Genomic DNA, 16,080 nt, shown 5'->3' with positions numbered 1-16,080 from the left:
GCGTAGCGATCCAAGGGACCGGTCCTAGGCTGAACGCCTAATGGAACGGGACCTGCGGACCAACAATAAGAAGAGACCAGTATGAAAATTCAGCCAACCGTGTACGAGGGCTGCGTTCTGCCGGAGTGGATTGACTACAACGGCCACATGAACGATGCCTGCTACGTCAACGTGTTCAGCAAGGCTATCGACGCCTTCATGGACTACATCGGCCTGGATGAGAGCTTCAGATCCCAGCAGCAGCTCTCCATTTATACACTTCAGAGCGTTGTGCATTACCTGCAAGAAGTTGGCGAAGGTGAACCTCTTCAGGTGGTAGCGCATGTACTGGAGCATGACAGCAAGAAAATCCGGCTGTTCCTGACCATGCAACACGCCTCCAGTCATTCCAGACTCTCGACAATGGAAACGCTCCTGCTGCATGTCGACATGAGCGTCAGGCGGGCAGCAGCATTTCGCCCTGAAACGCTCGACAAGCTCGAGACGCTCGCGAACCAGCAACGCGACCTGGGGTGGCCAGCAGAAGCTGGTCATGGTGTGTCGCTGCAAAAGCGACGCTGATCTCTGGCTGATCCGGGCGTCATGCTCTGGTAGCACGACGTGAAGAAGAGGGTTCCTGACGATGGCAAGCCCCGCTAAACACCTGCCTCCTTTGGCGTACCTGGCAGCTTTCGAGTCTGCAGCTCGACACGAAAGCTTTACCTATGCAGCCGACGAACTCTGCGTCACCCAGAGTGCTATCAGCCGCCAGATCAAACTTCTGGAAGAGACCCTGGGCTGTACGCTATTCAATCGGTCTCACAAGGCAGTCACGCTGACCAGCGATGGGAAGAAGTTTCAACGTGCGGTCACAGCAGCACTGGAGCTCCTCGCGGTCTCTGCGCATGAACTAAAGGCCAAACGTACACCTTCGGTCACCGTTTCGGTCGACCTCGCGTTCGCTTCCTTCTGGCTAATTCCCAAGCTGCCGAAGTTCCGCGTGGCCCATCCGGAAATTGCGGTCCACGTCGACGCCTCCGACGAAGACACTCATCGGATAAACGAGGGAGTTGATGTAGGCATCCAGTTTGGTGATGGCTATTGGACCGGCTGCAATGCTCGTTTCCTCCTTGAGGAGGAAATCTTTCCAGTGTGCAGCCCGGCTTATCTGTCCAAGTCTTCGTCATTGAGTAATCCAGAAGATTTGCTTTCTTCGACACTCATTCATTTCGAGACTCAACATTGGGATTGGATGGACTGGAAAACATGGTTTGCACACATAAACACCACTCTTCCGAAGGATCGCCAGGATCTCTATATCAATAGTTATCCAGCCGTTATTCAAGCGGCGCTAGGCGGTCAGGGTATTGCAATGGGATGGCGGCATTTAGTCGATGATTTGCTTGCGACAGGAGTGCTCGTCCGACCTATCGAAGCGTCGGTTCACACCAAACGTGGTTTTTACCTTGTACACCCTAGTGACAGTTTGCTTTCTGATGAAGCCCGCACATTTTGCGAGTGGATAATTGATGAGTGCAAAAATACTCGCTGATAATCCGAACTGGTGAGTTTTCACAAAAAGCAACGACGCACAACGCCACAGCATTTAACAAGACTTACTTAATAAAAGTAACACAGTCGGCATCGACTTTGTTTGATGTCGATCTGTTTCCGTATAGCCGGCATTTACTGAAGGGGAAATATCCCATGCAGTCTGGAAAGATCGTGGTTCAAAACCTCTACAAGGTTTTCGGACAACAACCACAAGAAGCAATCGATCTCCTCAAGCAAGGCTGGAGCAAGGAAAAAATCCTCGCCGAACGTGGCGCCGTAATCGGCGTCAGCAACGTGTCCTTCAGCGTCAACGAAGGTGAAATCTTCGTGCTGATGGGCTCGGGTTCGGGCAAGTCGAGCCGCCTGCGGGGAGAATGACGATGAGCGAGAAACTGGATCTTGGCAGCTGGGTGAATGACGTCGTCCAGCACCTGCTAGAGAACTACAGCGGCGCCTTCGAAAGCGTCGGCAACGTGGTCAGCGGCTTCGCCGAGCTGATCGAACGCTTCCTGCTCTGGCCGCCGGCCTGGATGCTGATCGCGGTCTTCGTCGCGCTGGGCTTCTGGCGCATCGGCGCCAAGTTCGCCGCCTTCACCGCGGCCTCGCTAATCCTGATCGTGATGACCGGCTTCTGGGAACAGACGGTAGTCACCCTCGGCCTAACCGTCTCTGCGACCTTGATCAGCCTGCTACTCGGTATTCCGCTGGGCATCTGGGCCGCCAAGAGCGAGCGCGTGGCCTACGTGATCCGTCCGGTACTGGACTTCATGCAGACCATGCCGGCGTTCGTCTACCTGATCCCGGCCGCCATGCTCTTCGGCCTCGGCCGCGTGCCTGGGATCATCGCCACCGTGATCTTCGCCATGCCCCCGGCAGTACGCCTGACCGCACTGGGTATCCGCCAGGTGAACAAGGAAATCGTTGAAGCCGGCCAGTCCTTCGGCTGCACCCCCCGGCAGTTGCTGTTCAAGGTGCAGCTGCCCAATGCAATGCCGTCGATCATGGCTGGGGTGAACCAGACCATCATGATGGCGTTGTCCATGGTGATCATCGCCTCGATGGTCGGCGCTGGCGGTCTGGGTAACGACGTGCTCGCCAGTATCCAGCGACTGGACATCGGCCTGGGCTTCGAAAGCGGCATGGCCGTGGTGCTGCTGGCGATCATTCTTGACCGCATCACCGAAAGTTTCGGAACGCGGCAAACCTCCATTCGCGACAGAGCCTTTGTTCGGCTCAGCGCGATGGTAAGCGGTAAGCGCAATAAGCAACGCACCACCTTCGTTCCATTTATGGGAGTCAACGATGAATAACGTTACGAAACTCGCTGCGCTGGGCTTCTTGGTTTGCGCGATAGTACAAAGCGCCTGGGCCCAGGAGCCACAGAGCTGCAAGCAGATCCGCTTCGCCGAAATCGGCTGGGCCGACATCGCAGCCACCACAGGGATGACCACAGTTCTGGCTGAAGGGCTGGGCTACTCAACTCGCAAGATCATGGCGTCGGTGCCCATCGCCTTTACTGGGGTGAAGAACAAGCAGATCGACGTCTTCCTCGGCTACTGGTCTCCCTCAATGGATCCAGTAATCGAGCCCTTCACCAAGGGCGATGGTGTGAAAGTTCTGTCCACTCCTAACCTGGTGGGCGCCAAGTACACCCTGGCGGTCCCCACCTACGCGGCTAACGCCGGCCTTAAGAGCTTCCAGGACATCGCCAAGTTCAAGGATCAGCTCGGCGGCAAGATCTACGGCATCGAGCCGGGTAACGAAGGGAATGGGCTGATCGACAAGATGATCAAGGAGAACCAGTTCGGCCTGAACGGATTCCGCATGATCGAGTCGTCCGAGGCCGGCATGTTGGTCCAGGTGCAGCGCGCGGTGAAAAAGCAGGAGCCGGTGGTGTTCCTCGCCTGGGCCCCGCACCCGATGAACACCCAGTACGACATTACCTACCTCAAGGGCGGTGATGACCTGTTCGGCCCGGACTACGGCGCCGCCAAGGTGTTTACCGTGGTCCCGTCGGACTATGAACAGCGTTGCGCCAACGTCGGCAAGCTGCTGAACAACCTGCAGTTCAATGTCGAGATGGAAAGCCAGTTGATGGAGAAGATCCTCGAGAAGGAAGACCCGGTGAAGGTCGCCACCACCTGGCTCAAGGCCAACCCGGCCATGCTGGACAAGTGGCTCGCCGGCGTCACCACCTTCGATGGCCAGGACGGTGCCACCGCAGTGAAGAGACACATCGGCCTGTAATCCCCGCTCTCTCCCGTACAAAGGGACGCTTGGCGGTCCGAAAAAGGCCGCCAGCGCACATTCTCCATCTCCAATCACTGGCTAGACGAACCGCTGCTCGGGTGGGTCGTTAGTAGCTACGAGGTGTTCGTGGGCAGCCCGACGAGCCCTCAATCACAAAACAATAATCTGATTAATGAATCAGGAGACGGTCGTGAAGCTTGAAAAGCGAAGTATCGAGTTTGTCCCTCACGCTGAGCGCTATGGCACACCCAGACGGTTGTTCACTATCTGGTTCAGCTCCAATTTCCAAGTGACTGCTCTGATGGTCGGTACGCTGGGTATCGCCTCAGGATTGAGCTTCGCCTGGACATTGCTCGGCCTGCTGATCGGCAATCTCGTCGGCACCATCTTCATGGCCGCACACTCCGCCCAGGGCCCGCATTTAGGCGTCCCGCAGATGATTCAGAGCCGCGCACAATTCGGTGTCTATGGCGCTGCGATTCCCTTACTGGTAATGGTCACGGCGGCGGTGCTATTCCTGGCCGCCAGTGGCGTCCTGATGCGCGATGCCTTGAAGGCACTGGTACCCATCAGCGATGACCAGGCCATCGTGGCGGTGGGCATTCTGACCTTCATTATCGGTTTCGTAGGCTACGAGCTGATCCACCGTCTAGGGGCGTGGATGAGCCTGATGTCAACGCTGGTATTTGCCAGCGCGCTGGCTTTGATCCTGCTACACCCCAGCGACGCGATATCGACAACGGCAACAGGCGAGGGCTTTTCGCTGATCGCCTTTAACCTGGTGGTTGCGCAGGCGGCATCCTGGACATTGGGTTACGGCCCCTACGTGGCGGATTACTCGCGTTACCTTCCGGCCCATGTCAGCACACGCGCCACGTTCTGGACAACTTACTGCGGCTGCGCGCTAGGCTCTTTCGCCATGATGGCCTTGGGCGCTCTAGTGGCCGTTGCGATCCCAGCAGCGCTTGGGCATGACCCGGCAACCGCAATTGCCACGCTGTTCGGCCCGTGGGCACCCTTGGCGTTGGGCGTGATCGCGCTCGGGGTGATCCAGTACAACGTGCTCTGCCTGTACAGCGCCTACATGTCTTCGGTGACGATCTTCGGAGCCTTTGGTGGGCTGCGATACGTCACCGCTTCTGCAAAAGCGTTGGTGATGGCAGTGCTGACCGTAGCCGCAACCCTGATCGCCATCGCCACCCAGTATCGGTTTGACACCTTCTTTGCAGACATTTTGATTGGACAGCTCTATCTGCTGATCCCCTGGAGTGCGATCAATCTGGCTGACTACTACTGGGTGTGTCGCGGTCACTATGAGGTGGGCGAGCTGTATGACTCTAAAGGTCGGTACGGGCGCTTCAATCGACGAACGCTAGCGGTGTACGCCGTCTCGATCGTCGGCACGATCCCGTTCATGAAGCTGTCGTTCTACACCGGCTTTGTAGTGGACTGGCTAGGGGCGGACATCAGTTGGGCTGTGGGCTTGGTACTCGCCGGGGCACTCTACTGCATGGTGAACAGCCGGCTCTCAATCAAGCAACATCAATTCCAATCTCGCTCCTGATTCCTTAGCGACGTGGGCTATGCGGAGATATGAAGCCGCTAGCAGCTTGTCTATGGTCTGCGCTGCCGTTCGCGAGCGGCAGCTATATTGGGTCGGAAACGGACATCCGCTTGTTGGGCATGCGTTGAGGGCTGTCCAGCAATTGCGGTTCGAGGGTCGCCGCTTAGACGGAACGCCGGTTAGCTTCGATACCGAAGCGCTTCAACTATCAAAGAGAGCGCCGGCCAGGACTGGCGCTGCTTTGCAAAGCAAATATGCAAGCCAGGCACAGTGGGCCACCAGTCTGTTAAAACGGGAAAGAGACTGCCATCTTCAATATGAGCGCGCACTAGCGGTTCTGGTAGATAGGCCAAGCCAAACCCTGCGAGCGCCGCCTCGAGCGCGGGATAGCTGCCATTGAACATCCATGAGCCATGTACTCGCACCTGGAGCTGCTGATCGCCTTTTTGCAATGTCCAGGCCTGCGCCTCGCCGGCATTCGAAATGCAGAGGTTGATACCGGCGTGATGGGTCAAATCTGACGGATTCTTGGGGCGTTTGCGTTTGTGCAGGTACTCGGGCGCTCCCACAATCGCCATTCGGAAATCCGATGAGATTCGAGAGGCCAGCAAACCCTGGGAAACCTGGTCACCAAAGCGAACACCGGCGTCGAAGTGCTCGGCCACTATGTCCACTGCTCGCTGTTCAATGACGAGGTCGATTCGGACATCGGGGTGCTGGAGCAGCAGCGGAGACAGCTTTGGCCAAAGGATGTTCTTCGCCGCAAAATCTGACGCGGCGATACGCACGGTTCCGGCCGGCTCGCTACGTAGCTCCTCAAAGGCTGCCAATTCATCCGTTATGGTTTGGAGGCGAGGCCCAATTCGCCGGATCAATCGTTCCCCAGCTTCGGTCAGCGACACGCTGCGAGTAGTGCGCGTCAGTAGTCGCAACCCCAACCTTGCCTCAAGTGAGCGGATGGTATGACTGAGCGCGGACTGAGACACGCCAAGATGAGCGGCGGCGCGTGTGAAGCTTCGCTCGTTGGCAACGGCTATGAAGTCGAGGATGTCGCGAAAGCTTTCACCCGGCATAGGGATTCTCCGCCGTCATGGTTTGTGCCGTAAGGCCTCAACCAAAAGGGACATCGCACGCGAATGCTGGTGTCGATTGGGATAGTAGAGATGGAGTCCGGGCCAAACGGGGCACCAATCCTCCAAGACGGAAATCAGTGAGCCCTCCGCGATGCATGGGCGAACCAAATCTTCCGGAAGATAGGCTAATCCGAAGCCTGCTTTCGCTGCCTCGAAGATGTCGTAGGCGTTGTTGAATGTGACCGCGCCGTTCACGCGGGCATTGATCGTCTGTTTGCCCTTGACGAACTCCCACTCATAGAGACCTCCATAGGTAGACGTGCGGAGGTTGATGCAGACATGGGATGTGAGATCGGCTGGCGTCCGGGGGCGTTGTCTGCCTTCAAAATAGCCCGGGGTTCCGACCACCCTGTTCTGCACGTCCGGGCCAATCCGCACAGAGATCATGTCTTTGGCGAGCTCCTGACCGAACCGTACGCCCGCATCGTAGCCCCGTGCTGCGATATCAACGCTTTCGTATTCATTGATCAGCTCGACGTTGAGCTTCGGGTACGCGGGAAGAAACTTTGCAAGCTTGGGCCAGAGGGTGCTTCGAATCGCGTAGTCAATCGCCGTTATTCGGATCGTCCCGACGGCTTCCTCACGAAGTTCTCGCAGTGACTGAAGCTCGTTCTCGATTTCATCAAATTCCGGGGCGAGCCGATCCAACAGTCTTTGTCCGGCCTCCGTTGGCGAAACGCCTCGCGGGCTGCGCGCTAGCAACTCGACCCCCAACCGTTCCTCCAATTCCCGAACGGCCAGGCTCAAGGCGGGCTGAGTGGTGCGCATCGAGGCTGCAGCACGAGTAAAGCTCCGCGCCCTGGCAACCGTTACGAAAATCAGAAGGTCACTGATGTGATCACGCCGCATAGGTGAACCTCACTGGGCGCTGGGAATGATGGTTTCGCTTCAACGCGTACTGCAACCCTCCGATCGAGGCGAAACCAATTGATGAGTGAATCTTATATTGGAATGCCCATTATCCAGTCTACTCGATAGCCAAGCGGCGACTTAAAGTCTCATCACGACAGCAGAAGCCAGTGTGCTGAACGATGCTGGTCCGCCACGTGCGGTTCAGCGGCGGTGAGGAGTTCCAAGCGTCTCGAATATCGTTGAGAGGCATGAAATGTCGACGTTGAAAAACGCGCTGAAGTCAGCGGCCATCGCGATCGCTCTACCGGTTATGGCAGGAGAAGCACACGCCACATCGGTGGCAAAAGGAGCCAACGTGGTTGGCTCACAGAAGGTCACGTTCATCAGTGGTGACGTACGAATGGCGGGGAATCTTTATCTGCCCGTCGAGTATGACCGGAGCAAGAAATACCCCGCGATTGTCGTGGCCCACCCATGGGGTGGCGTGAAGGAGCAGACCTCTGGGCTGTATGCACAGCAACTGGCCAAAAAGGGCTTCGTGACCCTGGCGTTTGACGCCTCCCATCACGGTGAAAGCGGCGGCAAACCGCGTGACCTGGAAGACCCTGCGGAACGCGTTCAGGACATTCGCAGTGCCGTGGGCTACCTGGCCAGCCTCGCTGAGGTCGATGCGAGTCGCATCGGCGCCATGGGTGTGTGCGCCGGCGGCGGCTACGCCTTGAATGAAGCTCAGACCGATCTGCGCGTGAAGGCGGTGGCGGGTGTTGTTGCGTATGACATAGGTGACGCAACCCGTAACGGCATCGAAGGCTTGCCAGTGTCGGCCAGCGATCGCCAGAAACTCCTGGAGCATGTCGCTGCGCAACTGAACAAGGAGGCTGCCGGTGCCCCAGTGCTCGTTCAACAGCTTCTGCCGCCTCGGGAAGAAGTGAACGCAGCTACCCCCCAATTCATTCGCGAGGCCACCGAGTACTACCTCACACCGCGCGGCGCGCATCCGAATGCTCGTAACCGCTACGTGGTGACAACTCCAGGACTGCACATCGCGTATTACCCGCTGGAGCACATGGAGCTGATCTCACCCCGCCCGGTACTGCTGATCGCAGGGGAGAACGCCGAAACCCGCAAATTCAGCGAAGCAGCATTCTCAAAATCGCTCCAGCCCAAGGAGCTGATGATTGTTCCTGGTGCCTCGCACTTCGACCTGTATGACCAGCCCGAGTATGTGAATCCAGCCGTAGAAAAACTGGCGGAATTCTTTGGCAAGAATCTATAGCGGGCGCTTGGCGGAGAAGCGCCGAATCGCTCGCAACCCCACTTCTTCTAGCTTGAGTAATCGACATCATGAACATTTCGTTTGAAAACCAAGTCGCCTTGGTAACTGGCGCGGCGTCGGGTATTGGACTGGCAACCGCGAAAGCTTTTGCGCAGGCAGGCGCATCGGTGGCATTGGCAGACGTGAATGGTGAAGGCGCGCGCGCTGCGGCAGCAGAACTTGCCACGGCCGGCTACAAAGCTATCGGTATCCGTTGCGATGTAGCCGATCTCGGTGAAGTCGAAGCGATGGTAAAAGAAACCGTCGCGACATTTGGTCGCCTTGATGTGGCCTTCAACAATGCGGGTGTGCAGAACGTTCTTGCCGAAACTGCAGACACTTCGTTCGAGGATTTCGACCGCGTGAACTCGGTGAACCTGCGGGGCATCTGGGCCTGCATGAAGTACGAGTTGCTTCAGATGCGTCAGCAAGGCAGTGGGGCAATCGTTAACTGTTCTTCCCTGGGCGGTTTGGTGGGCGGGGCTGAACGTGGAACCTACCACGCTGCCAAACACGGTGTTCTCGGTCTGACCAAAAGCGCCGCGCTGGAGTATGCGACTCGAAACATCCGGGTAAACGCGGTCTGCCCTGGCCTGATCTGGACGCCGATGGTTGATCAAATGGTTGCCGCCGGCCAGAAGGAAGCATTGGACGCCATGCTGCCCGCCATTCCGATGCACCGCCACGGTCGCCCCGAGGAAATCGCCGACGTTGTGCTGTGGCTTTGCAGTTCGGCCTCCAGCTATGTGACAGGTCAATCCATCTCCGTCGACGGCGGCCTCATCATGCGCTGACGGGCACTGCTTCCGGGGCTTGATCAGGTCTGCGCCCCAAACGGTAGGTGGCGGCCACCTCGCACGTCCTTTCGTAGCGGATCGCACCACCTCGATCGACTTTGCTTGGGCCCGGGCGGAGAACCGGACGGGCCGCATACCCTGCAAATCCTATCGGCCATTCCCCTGACAGCCTCCCTCGACAACTTTTTCTCATGCGGTGCAGGAGCTTCCTTCAATGAAAATCAATGCTTACGGCGCCCACGCGGGCCACCAGCCCCTGGAGCCGCTGCGCATCACCCGACGCGCACCGGGCGCCCACGATGTGCAGATCGAAATCGCATTCTGTGGCATTTGCCACTCGGACCTGCACCAGGTGCGCTCCGAGTGGGAAGGCACGCAATATCCCTGCGTTCCTGGCCATGAAATCGTCGGTCGGGTGACTCAGGTCGGCGCCCATGTTTCGTCCTTCAAGCCGGGCGACCTGGTCGGCGTTGGCTGCATCGTCGACAGCTGCAAGCACTGCGACGACTGCGACGCCGGGCTGGAGAATTATTGCGACGACATGATCGGCACTTACAACTTCCCAACCCCGGATGCGCCGGGCTGGACGCTGGGTGGCTATTCCCAGGCGATTGTCGTGCACGAACGCTATGTCCTGCGCATCGGCCACCCCGAGGAGCAATTGGCTGCGGTCGCGCCGCTGCTGTGCGCAGGCATCACCACCTACTCGCCGCTGCGTTACTGGAAAGCCGGGCCCGGCAAGAAAGTCGGCGTGGTCGGCATCGGCGGCCTCGGCCACATGGGCATCAAGCTGGCCCACGCGATGGGAGCTCATGTGGTGGCCTTCACCACGTCCGAGAGCAAGCGCGAAGCGGCCTTGGAGCTGGGCGCAAACGAGGTGGTGGTTTCCCGAGACGCCAGCCAGATGGCGGCCCATACAAAGAGCTTCGACTTCATCCTCAACACCGTGGCGGCGCCCCATGATCTGGATGCCTTCCTGGTCCTGCTCAAACGCGATGGAGCCATGACCCTGGTGGGTGCGCCGGCCTCACCGCATCCCGCAGTCAATGTCTTCAACCTGATCATGAAACGCCGCACGCTGGCCGGCTCGATGATCGGTGGCATTGCCGAAACCCAGGAGATGCTCGATTTCTGCGCCGAGCACGGAATCGTCGCGAACATCGAGCTGATCCGCGCCGAGCAGATCAATGAGGCCTATGAGCGAATGCTGCACGGGGAGGTGAAGTACCGGTTCGTTATGGATAACACCAGCCTGGCCGGGTGAGCCCATCTTCCTCGAAGCACAATCAGTAGACCGTAATGAAGGACGGGAGCCGCCGGCCAAGGTGCAAATCGCTGGCCGTCGACACTCCCATTCTCGCTGTGAAATACCTAGGCAGCTTACCGTGAGGGCGAATCCGTGGGTCGTTCTACGACCGGGCCATTCCAACCAGATCCCCTGAGGTGTGTGTTGGGTCAGATTGCCAATGGCATCGGGCGGCCAGAAGCGAACATTGCAGATGACGAACGAGCATGGGATGAGCATCGCCAGTTTTCGCCGCCAACTGCAGCGCGAGGGGTTTTTCTTTCAGGAACTCAAGGATGAGGTGCGCCGCAGCATCGCCTTCGAATGGCTCATGGGCGAACCTCGGCGATCGTCGCGCTCGACTCACGGGGAGAAAGGGCATTGATCACCGTGGCCGCACAGGACAGCAGGATGCCAACAGCGGCAAGACCGTTCCAGCCTGCCCGGTGTACGCCGTAGTTCCCCAATGCGGCGCCGATCGCTCCGCCCAGGAAATACGATCCCATGAATACGGTATTGAGCCGGCTTCGGGCCTCGGGACGCAGGGTGAATACGCGTGCCTGGTTGGCAACCAGCCCGGCACGACTGCCGAAGTCGAGCAGCACCATGCCGACAATCAGCCAGCCAAGACTTTGTCCGCCCGCGGCGATGAAGGCGAAACCCACGGCGAGGGCCATCGCGCCAGCGAGGACCATGGTGCGTTTGCCCAGACGATCGGCCAGTGCGCCGATATGTGGTGACACGACGATGCCCAGCAGTGCGACCAGGCCAAACAGGCCGATGGTGGCGGAGTCGAACTCGTAGGGTGGTTGTGCCAGCAGCGCGGCAAGCGAGGCCCACAGCGCGCTGAACGCGGCGAACATCAGCAGGCCGCTCGCCGCGCAGTAACGCAGTATTCCTTCCTCGCGGACCAGGCTGCCCAGCGAACGCAGGAGCCGGGCATAGCTGATCGTCGTCAGGCTCGTGGTGGTGGCCAGGTTCTTGGCAACGATGACCAGCAGCAAGGCATCGATGAGCGAGGCCAGTACGAAGACGGCTCGCCACCCCGTGTGCGCACCGACGAAACCCCCGATTGTGCGCGCCAGCAAAAGGCCTGCCGAGAGGCCACTGAGCAGGCTGCCGACGATGCGGCCGCGCTCAGCCGGAGTGGCCAACCCCGACAGGGCGGGAATGATGATCTGCGCAGTGATCGCCGTCACGCCGACCAGGAGGCTGCTCACGCACAGCACTGTGAAGCTCGGCGCCACGGCGCAGAGGATCAAGGCGACGGCATTCGCAGCGATGGCCAGCAGCGCGAGCTGGCGTGGCTGCCGGCAATCGGCGAGCGGTACGATGAGCAGCAGGCCCGCCGCATAGCCAAGCTGCGTCAACGTGGCGACCAGGCCGGCCTGCGTCGGCGCCAGGCCAAACGACGCGGCCATCTGCGGCAACAGCGGCTGGTGGTAGTAGATAGTCGATACGGCCAGCGCGCAGCACGCGGCCATCAGGGTGACAAGGCGATTGGAAACTCCCATCGGAGCTGCGGAAGAGGCAGACATGGCGCCGCCCCTTCACTGCTGCTGCAGGGCCAGCACGAGCCCGCGGGTGTCGACGATGCTGTGGGCAAACGTCGGCCCGTTCAGTTCGTGCGCCGCGTGCATCATTTCCTTGCTGAAGGCCGCTGTCGCATCGCGTACCAGCGTGACGTGATAACCGAGTTCCATGGCGAAGCGCGCGGTTGATTCGATACAGGTGTTCGCCAGCAGACCAACGACGATCACATGTGTGATGCCCTGCTGTTTGAGCTGGAAGTCGAGGTCGGTATTGGCGAACCCGCTTTGCCCCCAGTGCTCCTGGATGATGATGTCGCCCTCCTGTGGCACGAAGTCGGGATGCCATTCGCCTCCCCAGGTGCCCTTGGCGAAGGTATGGCGCTGCTGGATCAGGCGTTGGGTCGGGTTGGGGTGATCCCAGTGGTCGTAGTCGCCGGGCTGCCAGCGACGATGCGGTACGTAGAACACCTGGATGCCATGCTCCCGCGCGGCGGCAACGGACGTGCGCAGGTTGTCGAGCAGATGAACGTCGTCCGCGACGCTTCTGAGCATGGGGAACAGCTTGCCGCCATCGGACAGGAAGTCGTTGTAGGGGTCGACCAGCAGCAGGCCGGTCCGCTCCGGGGAATACACAGGATGGGTCATGACGGTGCTCCAATTGAAAGGAGAGAGTTCCGGGGCTTCTGCTGCACGGGAATCTGCCTCGATTGCCCATTGCGATGGCGCGAGCCTCAACAGGCCTCATATTAACTATGATAATCATAGTGTCAACGGGCACGGGGCTTTGATGGGTACTCCTTGGGGTATTGCAGTCCTGGTCGTGTTACTATGAAAACAATAGTTTCAACGGAGCGAACAGCGTGATGCCAATGCAGGACGAGACAACCGATACCGTATGCCCAGTGGCGCGCTCGGTGGATGTGGTGGGCGACAAATGGACCATCCTGGTCCTGCGTGAGCTGTACATGGGCGCGACACGCTTCGAGGAAATGCAGATCCAGACCGGGGCTACGCCGCAGATGCTGACCTCGCGCCTGAAAGCGCTAGAAGCCGACGGCCTGGTCGAACGCCGGCCCTACAGCGAAAAGCCGCTGCGCTACGAATACCACCTGACCGACAAGGGATGGGACTTCTATCCCGTGATCTACGCACTGCGCGCCTGGGGCGAAAAGTGGTGCAAGAATGCGGATGAAGGCTTGGCCGTGCATTTCGTGCATCGCGCGTGCGGCCATGACGTTGGCGTTGCCAGCGTTTGTCCTCACTGCGGCACGCCAGTGGAACGCAAGGACCTGGAAGCGTCGATCAGCAATCGCTTCCTGGGCGAACGCGAGTCTCGCCGGGAGGCCTTCAAGCGGAAGTAGCTGACGCCGAGAGGCCTGCCCGTGCTGGCGAGTGCCTTGAATTCGCAGGAGGCCGTTCGCGGACCATCGATTGCCAAGGTGTGAACTTCGCCATGTTGTGTGCCCGCAGTGATCTAGACTCCTGGCGCAGTGAAATGGACCGTCCCTTGAGCGGTTGGACGCCTCCCGATCAATGCTCCGTTTCGCCATTGGAATGTCGCAAGGCACTCCATTCACCTTCGATTGAGGCACCTGGAGTCATTGCGATGATCCGCATCCTATCGACGGTTTCCATCTTGTTGGCCATGAGTTTCCCGGTCTGCGCCGACGTGACGCCATTCCCCCCATCATTTCGTACCCAGGACATCGCGGTCGACGGTGCCACCATCCATGTGCGCGTGGGCGGCAAAGGACCGGCCGTTGTGCTGTTGCATGGTTTCGGCGACACCGGCGACATGTGGGCGCCGCTGGCCGCCAACCTGGCCAAGGATCACACTGTGGTGGTACCGGACCTGCGCGGCATGGGCTTGTCGTCGATCCCCGCCGGCGGTTACGACAAGCATACGCAGGCAGGCGACATCCACGCCGTGCTGGGCTCGCTGGGTATCGAACATTCGATAGTCATCGGCCACGATATCGGCACCATGGTCGCCTTCGCCTACGCCTCGCGTTATCCGCAACAGACCGACGCTCTGGTGGTGATGGATGCACCCGTTCCCGGCATTCCGCCGTGGAACGACATAGTCCGCTCACCGATGCTGTGGCACTTCGACTTTGGCGGCCCGGATATGGAGCGACTGGTTGCCGGGCGTGAGCGCATGTACCTGGATCGCTTCTGGAACGAGTTCGCCGGCGACCCGACCAAGGTGGATGAAGCCACTCGTCAGCATTACACCAAGCTCTACGCCCGCCCGGGCGCCATGCACGCGGCATTCGCCCAGTTCCGCAGTATTCGCCAGGACGCAGTGGCCAACGAAGCATCGATGAAAACGCGGCTGAAAATGCCGGTGCTAGCGGTGGGTGGTGAAAAGTCCTTCGGTAGCAACGAAGCCATTGTGATGCGAAACGCCGCCGACAACGTTACGGAGGTGGTGATTCCTGGAGCCGGCCACTGGCTGATGGAAGAAGCGCCGGTGCCGACCGAGAAAGCCATTCGGGACTTCCTGAAGAAGTGAAGCCTGGCGCAGCAGCACTGGCTCACTTACACCTGATCACCTTTACCTACCGGACTGTCGTGAGCGTTCGCTCCGGGTCTGCCTGTGGCTATGGTTCGTCTTAGCAAGACGGACCAGGATCTGCTTTCGGCCGCGGAGTCAATCGAGGGATGCAACACCATGAGTCCACCCGCCTGAATGACCGCCTGCCGGGCAGCCTCGGGTTTTTCAGTGCTCACCGCCGAAGCGCGCCCGCTGCTCCACCTCGAACACGTCCATCAGTTCCTCAAGGAACGCGCTCACCAGTTCCCCAAGCCGGGCCGAGCGGCGCATGGCGGCCTGGAAGTCCACTTCGTAGCGCAGCTGCGCGGGATTCAGGGCGCGCAGCTGGTCCTGTTCAACGTGCTTGGTCGCGTAGTGCTGCGGCAGGAATCCCAGGTGCTGGCCGGAAAGGATCAGCAGCGCGGCGCCGTCCATGCTGTCGGTCAGGGCGGTGAGGTGCTCCAGGGCGGCGGGGGCGGACATTTCGGGCAGCGGGTGGCTGGGCCAGACCCACTCGTGCTCTGCCACATCCTCGCTGCCCAGCTCGCCGGCTCCGGCAAACAACGGATGAGCGGCGCCGCAGTAGGCGATCTGGGTTTCGCGGAATAGCGGCAGGTAGTCGAGCGTGTCGAGGCGTCGCCAGAAGTAGCCGATTGCGAGGTCGAGATGACCGTTGATGAGCTTTTCTTCAAGAACGGGCGAGGACAATTCGGTGAACTGGAAGAAAAGACCCTGGTGACGGGCGCGCAGGCGGGCGATGGCCAAGGCGATGCGCTTGTTGGCCTGCGGATCGATCTGCCCGAGCAGGCCGATGTTGAGGGTACCGCTGAGGGTGCGGTTGATCTGTTGCACTTCGAGCCTAAAGCCTTCAGCGGCAGCCAGTAGGCGCCGCGCGGCGTCGAGGAACTGGTTGCCCTTGGGCGTCAGGGCGAAGCCTGCGCGGCCGCGTTGGCAGAGCCGGAAACCCAGGCGGGTTTCCAGCGATGACAATTGGGTGCTGATGGTCGGCTGGGTGGTATTGAGCGCGCCCTGGGCGGCAGAAATACCGCCAGCCTCGACCACGGCGAGAAAGACGCGGATCAGGCGGATGTCCAGTTCCGTTACGTTGCCCAGCATCTCGAACCTCGGGCGACTCATATAGGTCGCGATCTATGTGAACAGTGGGTGTTCGGTATTTTACGGCGCTCTGGCGAGGCCTAGATTCTGCCTTCGACGGCATGGATTTGCGCGAGTGTAGGGATGCGAGAGGCAGCTGTCACGGGCGTTCAGGGTAGGTCACGCGC

At 59.6% G+C, this 16,080-nt stretch carries 15 protein-coding genes and 1 pseudogene; 11 read left to right on the top strand and 5 right to left on the bottom strand.

The window, feature by feature from the left end:
- The first annotated feature begins 81 nt into the window (after positions 1-81).
- The 6 genes and pseudogenes from TQ98_RS14890 (at position 82) to TQ98_RS14865 (ending at position 5,347) form a co-directional block, all read left to right on the top strand.
- A complete protein-coding gene (locus TQ98_RS14890) occupies positions 82-561 on the top strand; it encodes a thioesterase family protein (RefSeq protein WP_044874462.1) in 480 nt (159 codons plus the stop codon).
- Between the two features lie 61 nt (positions 562-622).
- A complete protein-coding gene (locus TQ98_RS14885; protein ID WP_044874463.1) occupies positions 623-1,531 on the top strand; it encodes a LysR substrate-binding domain-containing protein in 909 nt (302 codons plus the stop codon).
- 155 nt (positions 1,532-1,686) lie between these two features.
- Positions 1,687-1,902 (top strand): annotated as a pseudogene (locus TQ98_RS14880) (glycine betaine/L-proline ABC transporter ATP-binding protein); the annotation flags it as partial.
- Between the two features lie 11 nt (positions 1,903-1,913).
- On the top strand, positions 1,914-2,843 hold the full coding sequence (locus TQ98_RS14875) for a proline/glycine betaine ABC transporter permease (protein WP_044874465.1): 930 nt from the start codon (positions 1,914-1,916) through the stop codon (positions 2,841-2,843).
- Complete coding sequence (locus TQ98_RS14870; RefSeq protein WP_044874466.1) at positions 2,836-3,780, top strand: choline ABC transporter substrate-binding protein; 945 nt, start codon at positions 2,836-2,838, stop codon at positions 3,778-3,780. The genes TQ98_RS14875 and TQ98_RS14870 overlap by 8 nt, the downstream gene beginning before the upstream one ends.
- 193 nt (positions 3,781-3,973) lie before the next feature.
- Positions 3,974-5,347 carry a cytosine permease gene (locus TQ98_RS14865; protein ID WP_103103149.1) on the top strand — a complete coding sequence of 458 codons (1,374 nt, stop codon included), beginning with the start codon at positions 3,974-3,976 and terminating at the stop codon, positions 5,345-5,347.
- Between the two features lie 179 nt (positions 5,348-5,526).
- On the opposite strand, the gene TQ98_RS14860 is transcribed toward TQ98_RS14865, so the two are convergent.
- Together TQ98_RS14860 and TQ98_RS14855 are read right to left on the bottom strand one after the other, a co-directional pair.
- Positions 5,527-6,420 (bottom strand): LysR family transcriptional regulator, encoded by an 894-nt coding sequence (locus TQ98_RS14860; RefSeq protein WP_044874467.1) that lies wholly within the window; start codon positions 6,418-6,420, stop codon positions 5,527-5,529.
- A 15-nt stretch (positions 6,421-6,435) separates the two neighbouring features.
- The gene (locus tag TQ98_RS14855; protein ID WP_044874468.1) at positions 6,436-7,329 is read right to left on the bottom strand and encodes a LysR family transcriptional regulator; all 894 of its coding nucleotides are present in this window, start codon (positions 7,327-7,329) and stop codon (positions 6,436-6,438) included.
- Between the two features lie 256 nt (positions 7,330-7,585).
- Between TQ98_RS14855 and TQ98_RS14850 the strand changes: the two genes are divergently transcribed.
- The 3 genes from TQ98_RS14850 to TQ98_RS14840 all read left to right on the top strand — a co-directional run bounded on the left by TQ98_RS14850 (position 7,586) and on the right by TQ98_RS14840 (position 10,708).
- Positions 7,586-8,608: an alpha/beta hydrolase gene (locus TQ98_RS14850; protein WP_044874469.1), complete on the top strand. Its 1,023-nt coding sequence runs from the start codon at positions 7,586-7,588 to the stop codon at positions 8,606-8,608.
- A gap of 68 nt (positions 8,609-8,676) precedes the next feature.
- Positions 8,677-9,441 carry a glucose 1-dehydrogenase gene (locus TQ98_RS14845; protein ID WP_044874470.1) on the top strand — a complete coding sequence of 255 codons (765 nt, stop codon included), beginning with the start codon at positions 8,677-8,679 and terminating at the stop codon, positions 9,439-9,441.
- A 217-nt stretch (positions 9,442-9,658) separates the two neighbouring features.
- Entirely contained in the window at positions 9,659-10,708 is a 1,050-nt protein-coding gene (locus TQ98_RS14840) for an NAD(P)-dependent alcohol dehydrogenase (protein ID WP_044874471.1), read from the top strand.
- Positions 10,709-11,058: 350 nt separating this feature from the next.
- Here the strand turns inward: TQ98_RS14840 and TQ98_RS14835 are convergent, their stop codons facing one another.
- Positions 11,059-12,267, bottom strand: a complete 1,209-nt coding sequence (locus tag TQ98_RS14835; protein ID WP_044874472.1) for an MFS transporter — start codon at positions 12,265-12,267, stop codon at positions 11,059-11,061.
- Positions 12,268-12,279: 12 nt separating this feature from the next.
- A complete protein-coding gene (locus TQ98_RS14830) occupies positions 12,280-12,906 on the bottom strand; it encodes an isochorismatase family cysteine hydrolase (protein WP_044874473.1) in 627 nt (208 codons plus the stop codon).
- A gap of 218 nt (positions 12,907-13,124) precedes the next feature.
- Between TQ98_RS14830 and TQ98_RS14825 the strand changes: the two genes are divergently transcribed.
- Together TQ98_RS14825 and TQ98_RS14820 are read left to right on the top strand one after the other, a co-directional pair.
- The gene (locus TQ98_RS14825) at positions 13,125-13,622 is read left to right on the top strand and encodes a helix-turn-helix domain-containing protein (RefSeq protein ID WP_044874474.1); all 498 of its coding nucleotides are present in this window, start codon (positions 13,125-13,127) and stop codon (positions 13,620-13,622) included.
- Positions 13,623-13,867: 245 nt separating this feature from the next.
- Positions 13,868-14,776 carry an alpha/beta hydrolase gene (locus TQ98_RS14820; RefSeq protein WP_044874475.1) on the top strand — a complete coding sequence of 303 codons (909 nt, stop codon included), beginning with the start codon at positions 13,868-13,870 and terminating at the stop codon, positions 14,774-14,776.
- Positions 14,777-14,983: 207 nt separating this feature from the next.
- On the opposite strand, the gene TQ98_RS14815 is transcribed toward TQ98_RS14820, so the two are convergent.
- Positions 14,984-15,913, bottom strand: coding sequence for a LysR family transcriptional regulator (locus TQ98_RS14815; RefSeq protein ID WP_044874476.1), 930 nt, complete (start codon positions 15,911-15,913; stop codon positions 14,984-14,986).
- Positions 15,914-16,080 lie beyond the last annotated feature (167 nt).

Origin of the sequence: Pseudomonas sp. LFM046, from assembly GCF_000949385.2 — a bacterium.
Taxonomy (GTDB): domain Bacteria; phylum Pseudomonadota; class Gammaproteobacteria; order Pseudomonadales; family Pseudomonadaceae; genus Metapseudomonas.
The sequence above is the reverse complement of the archived record's forward strand: the minus strand, read 5'-3'. Positions and strand labels throughout refer to the sequence as shown.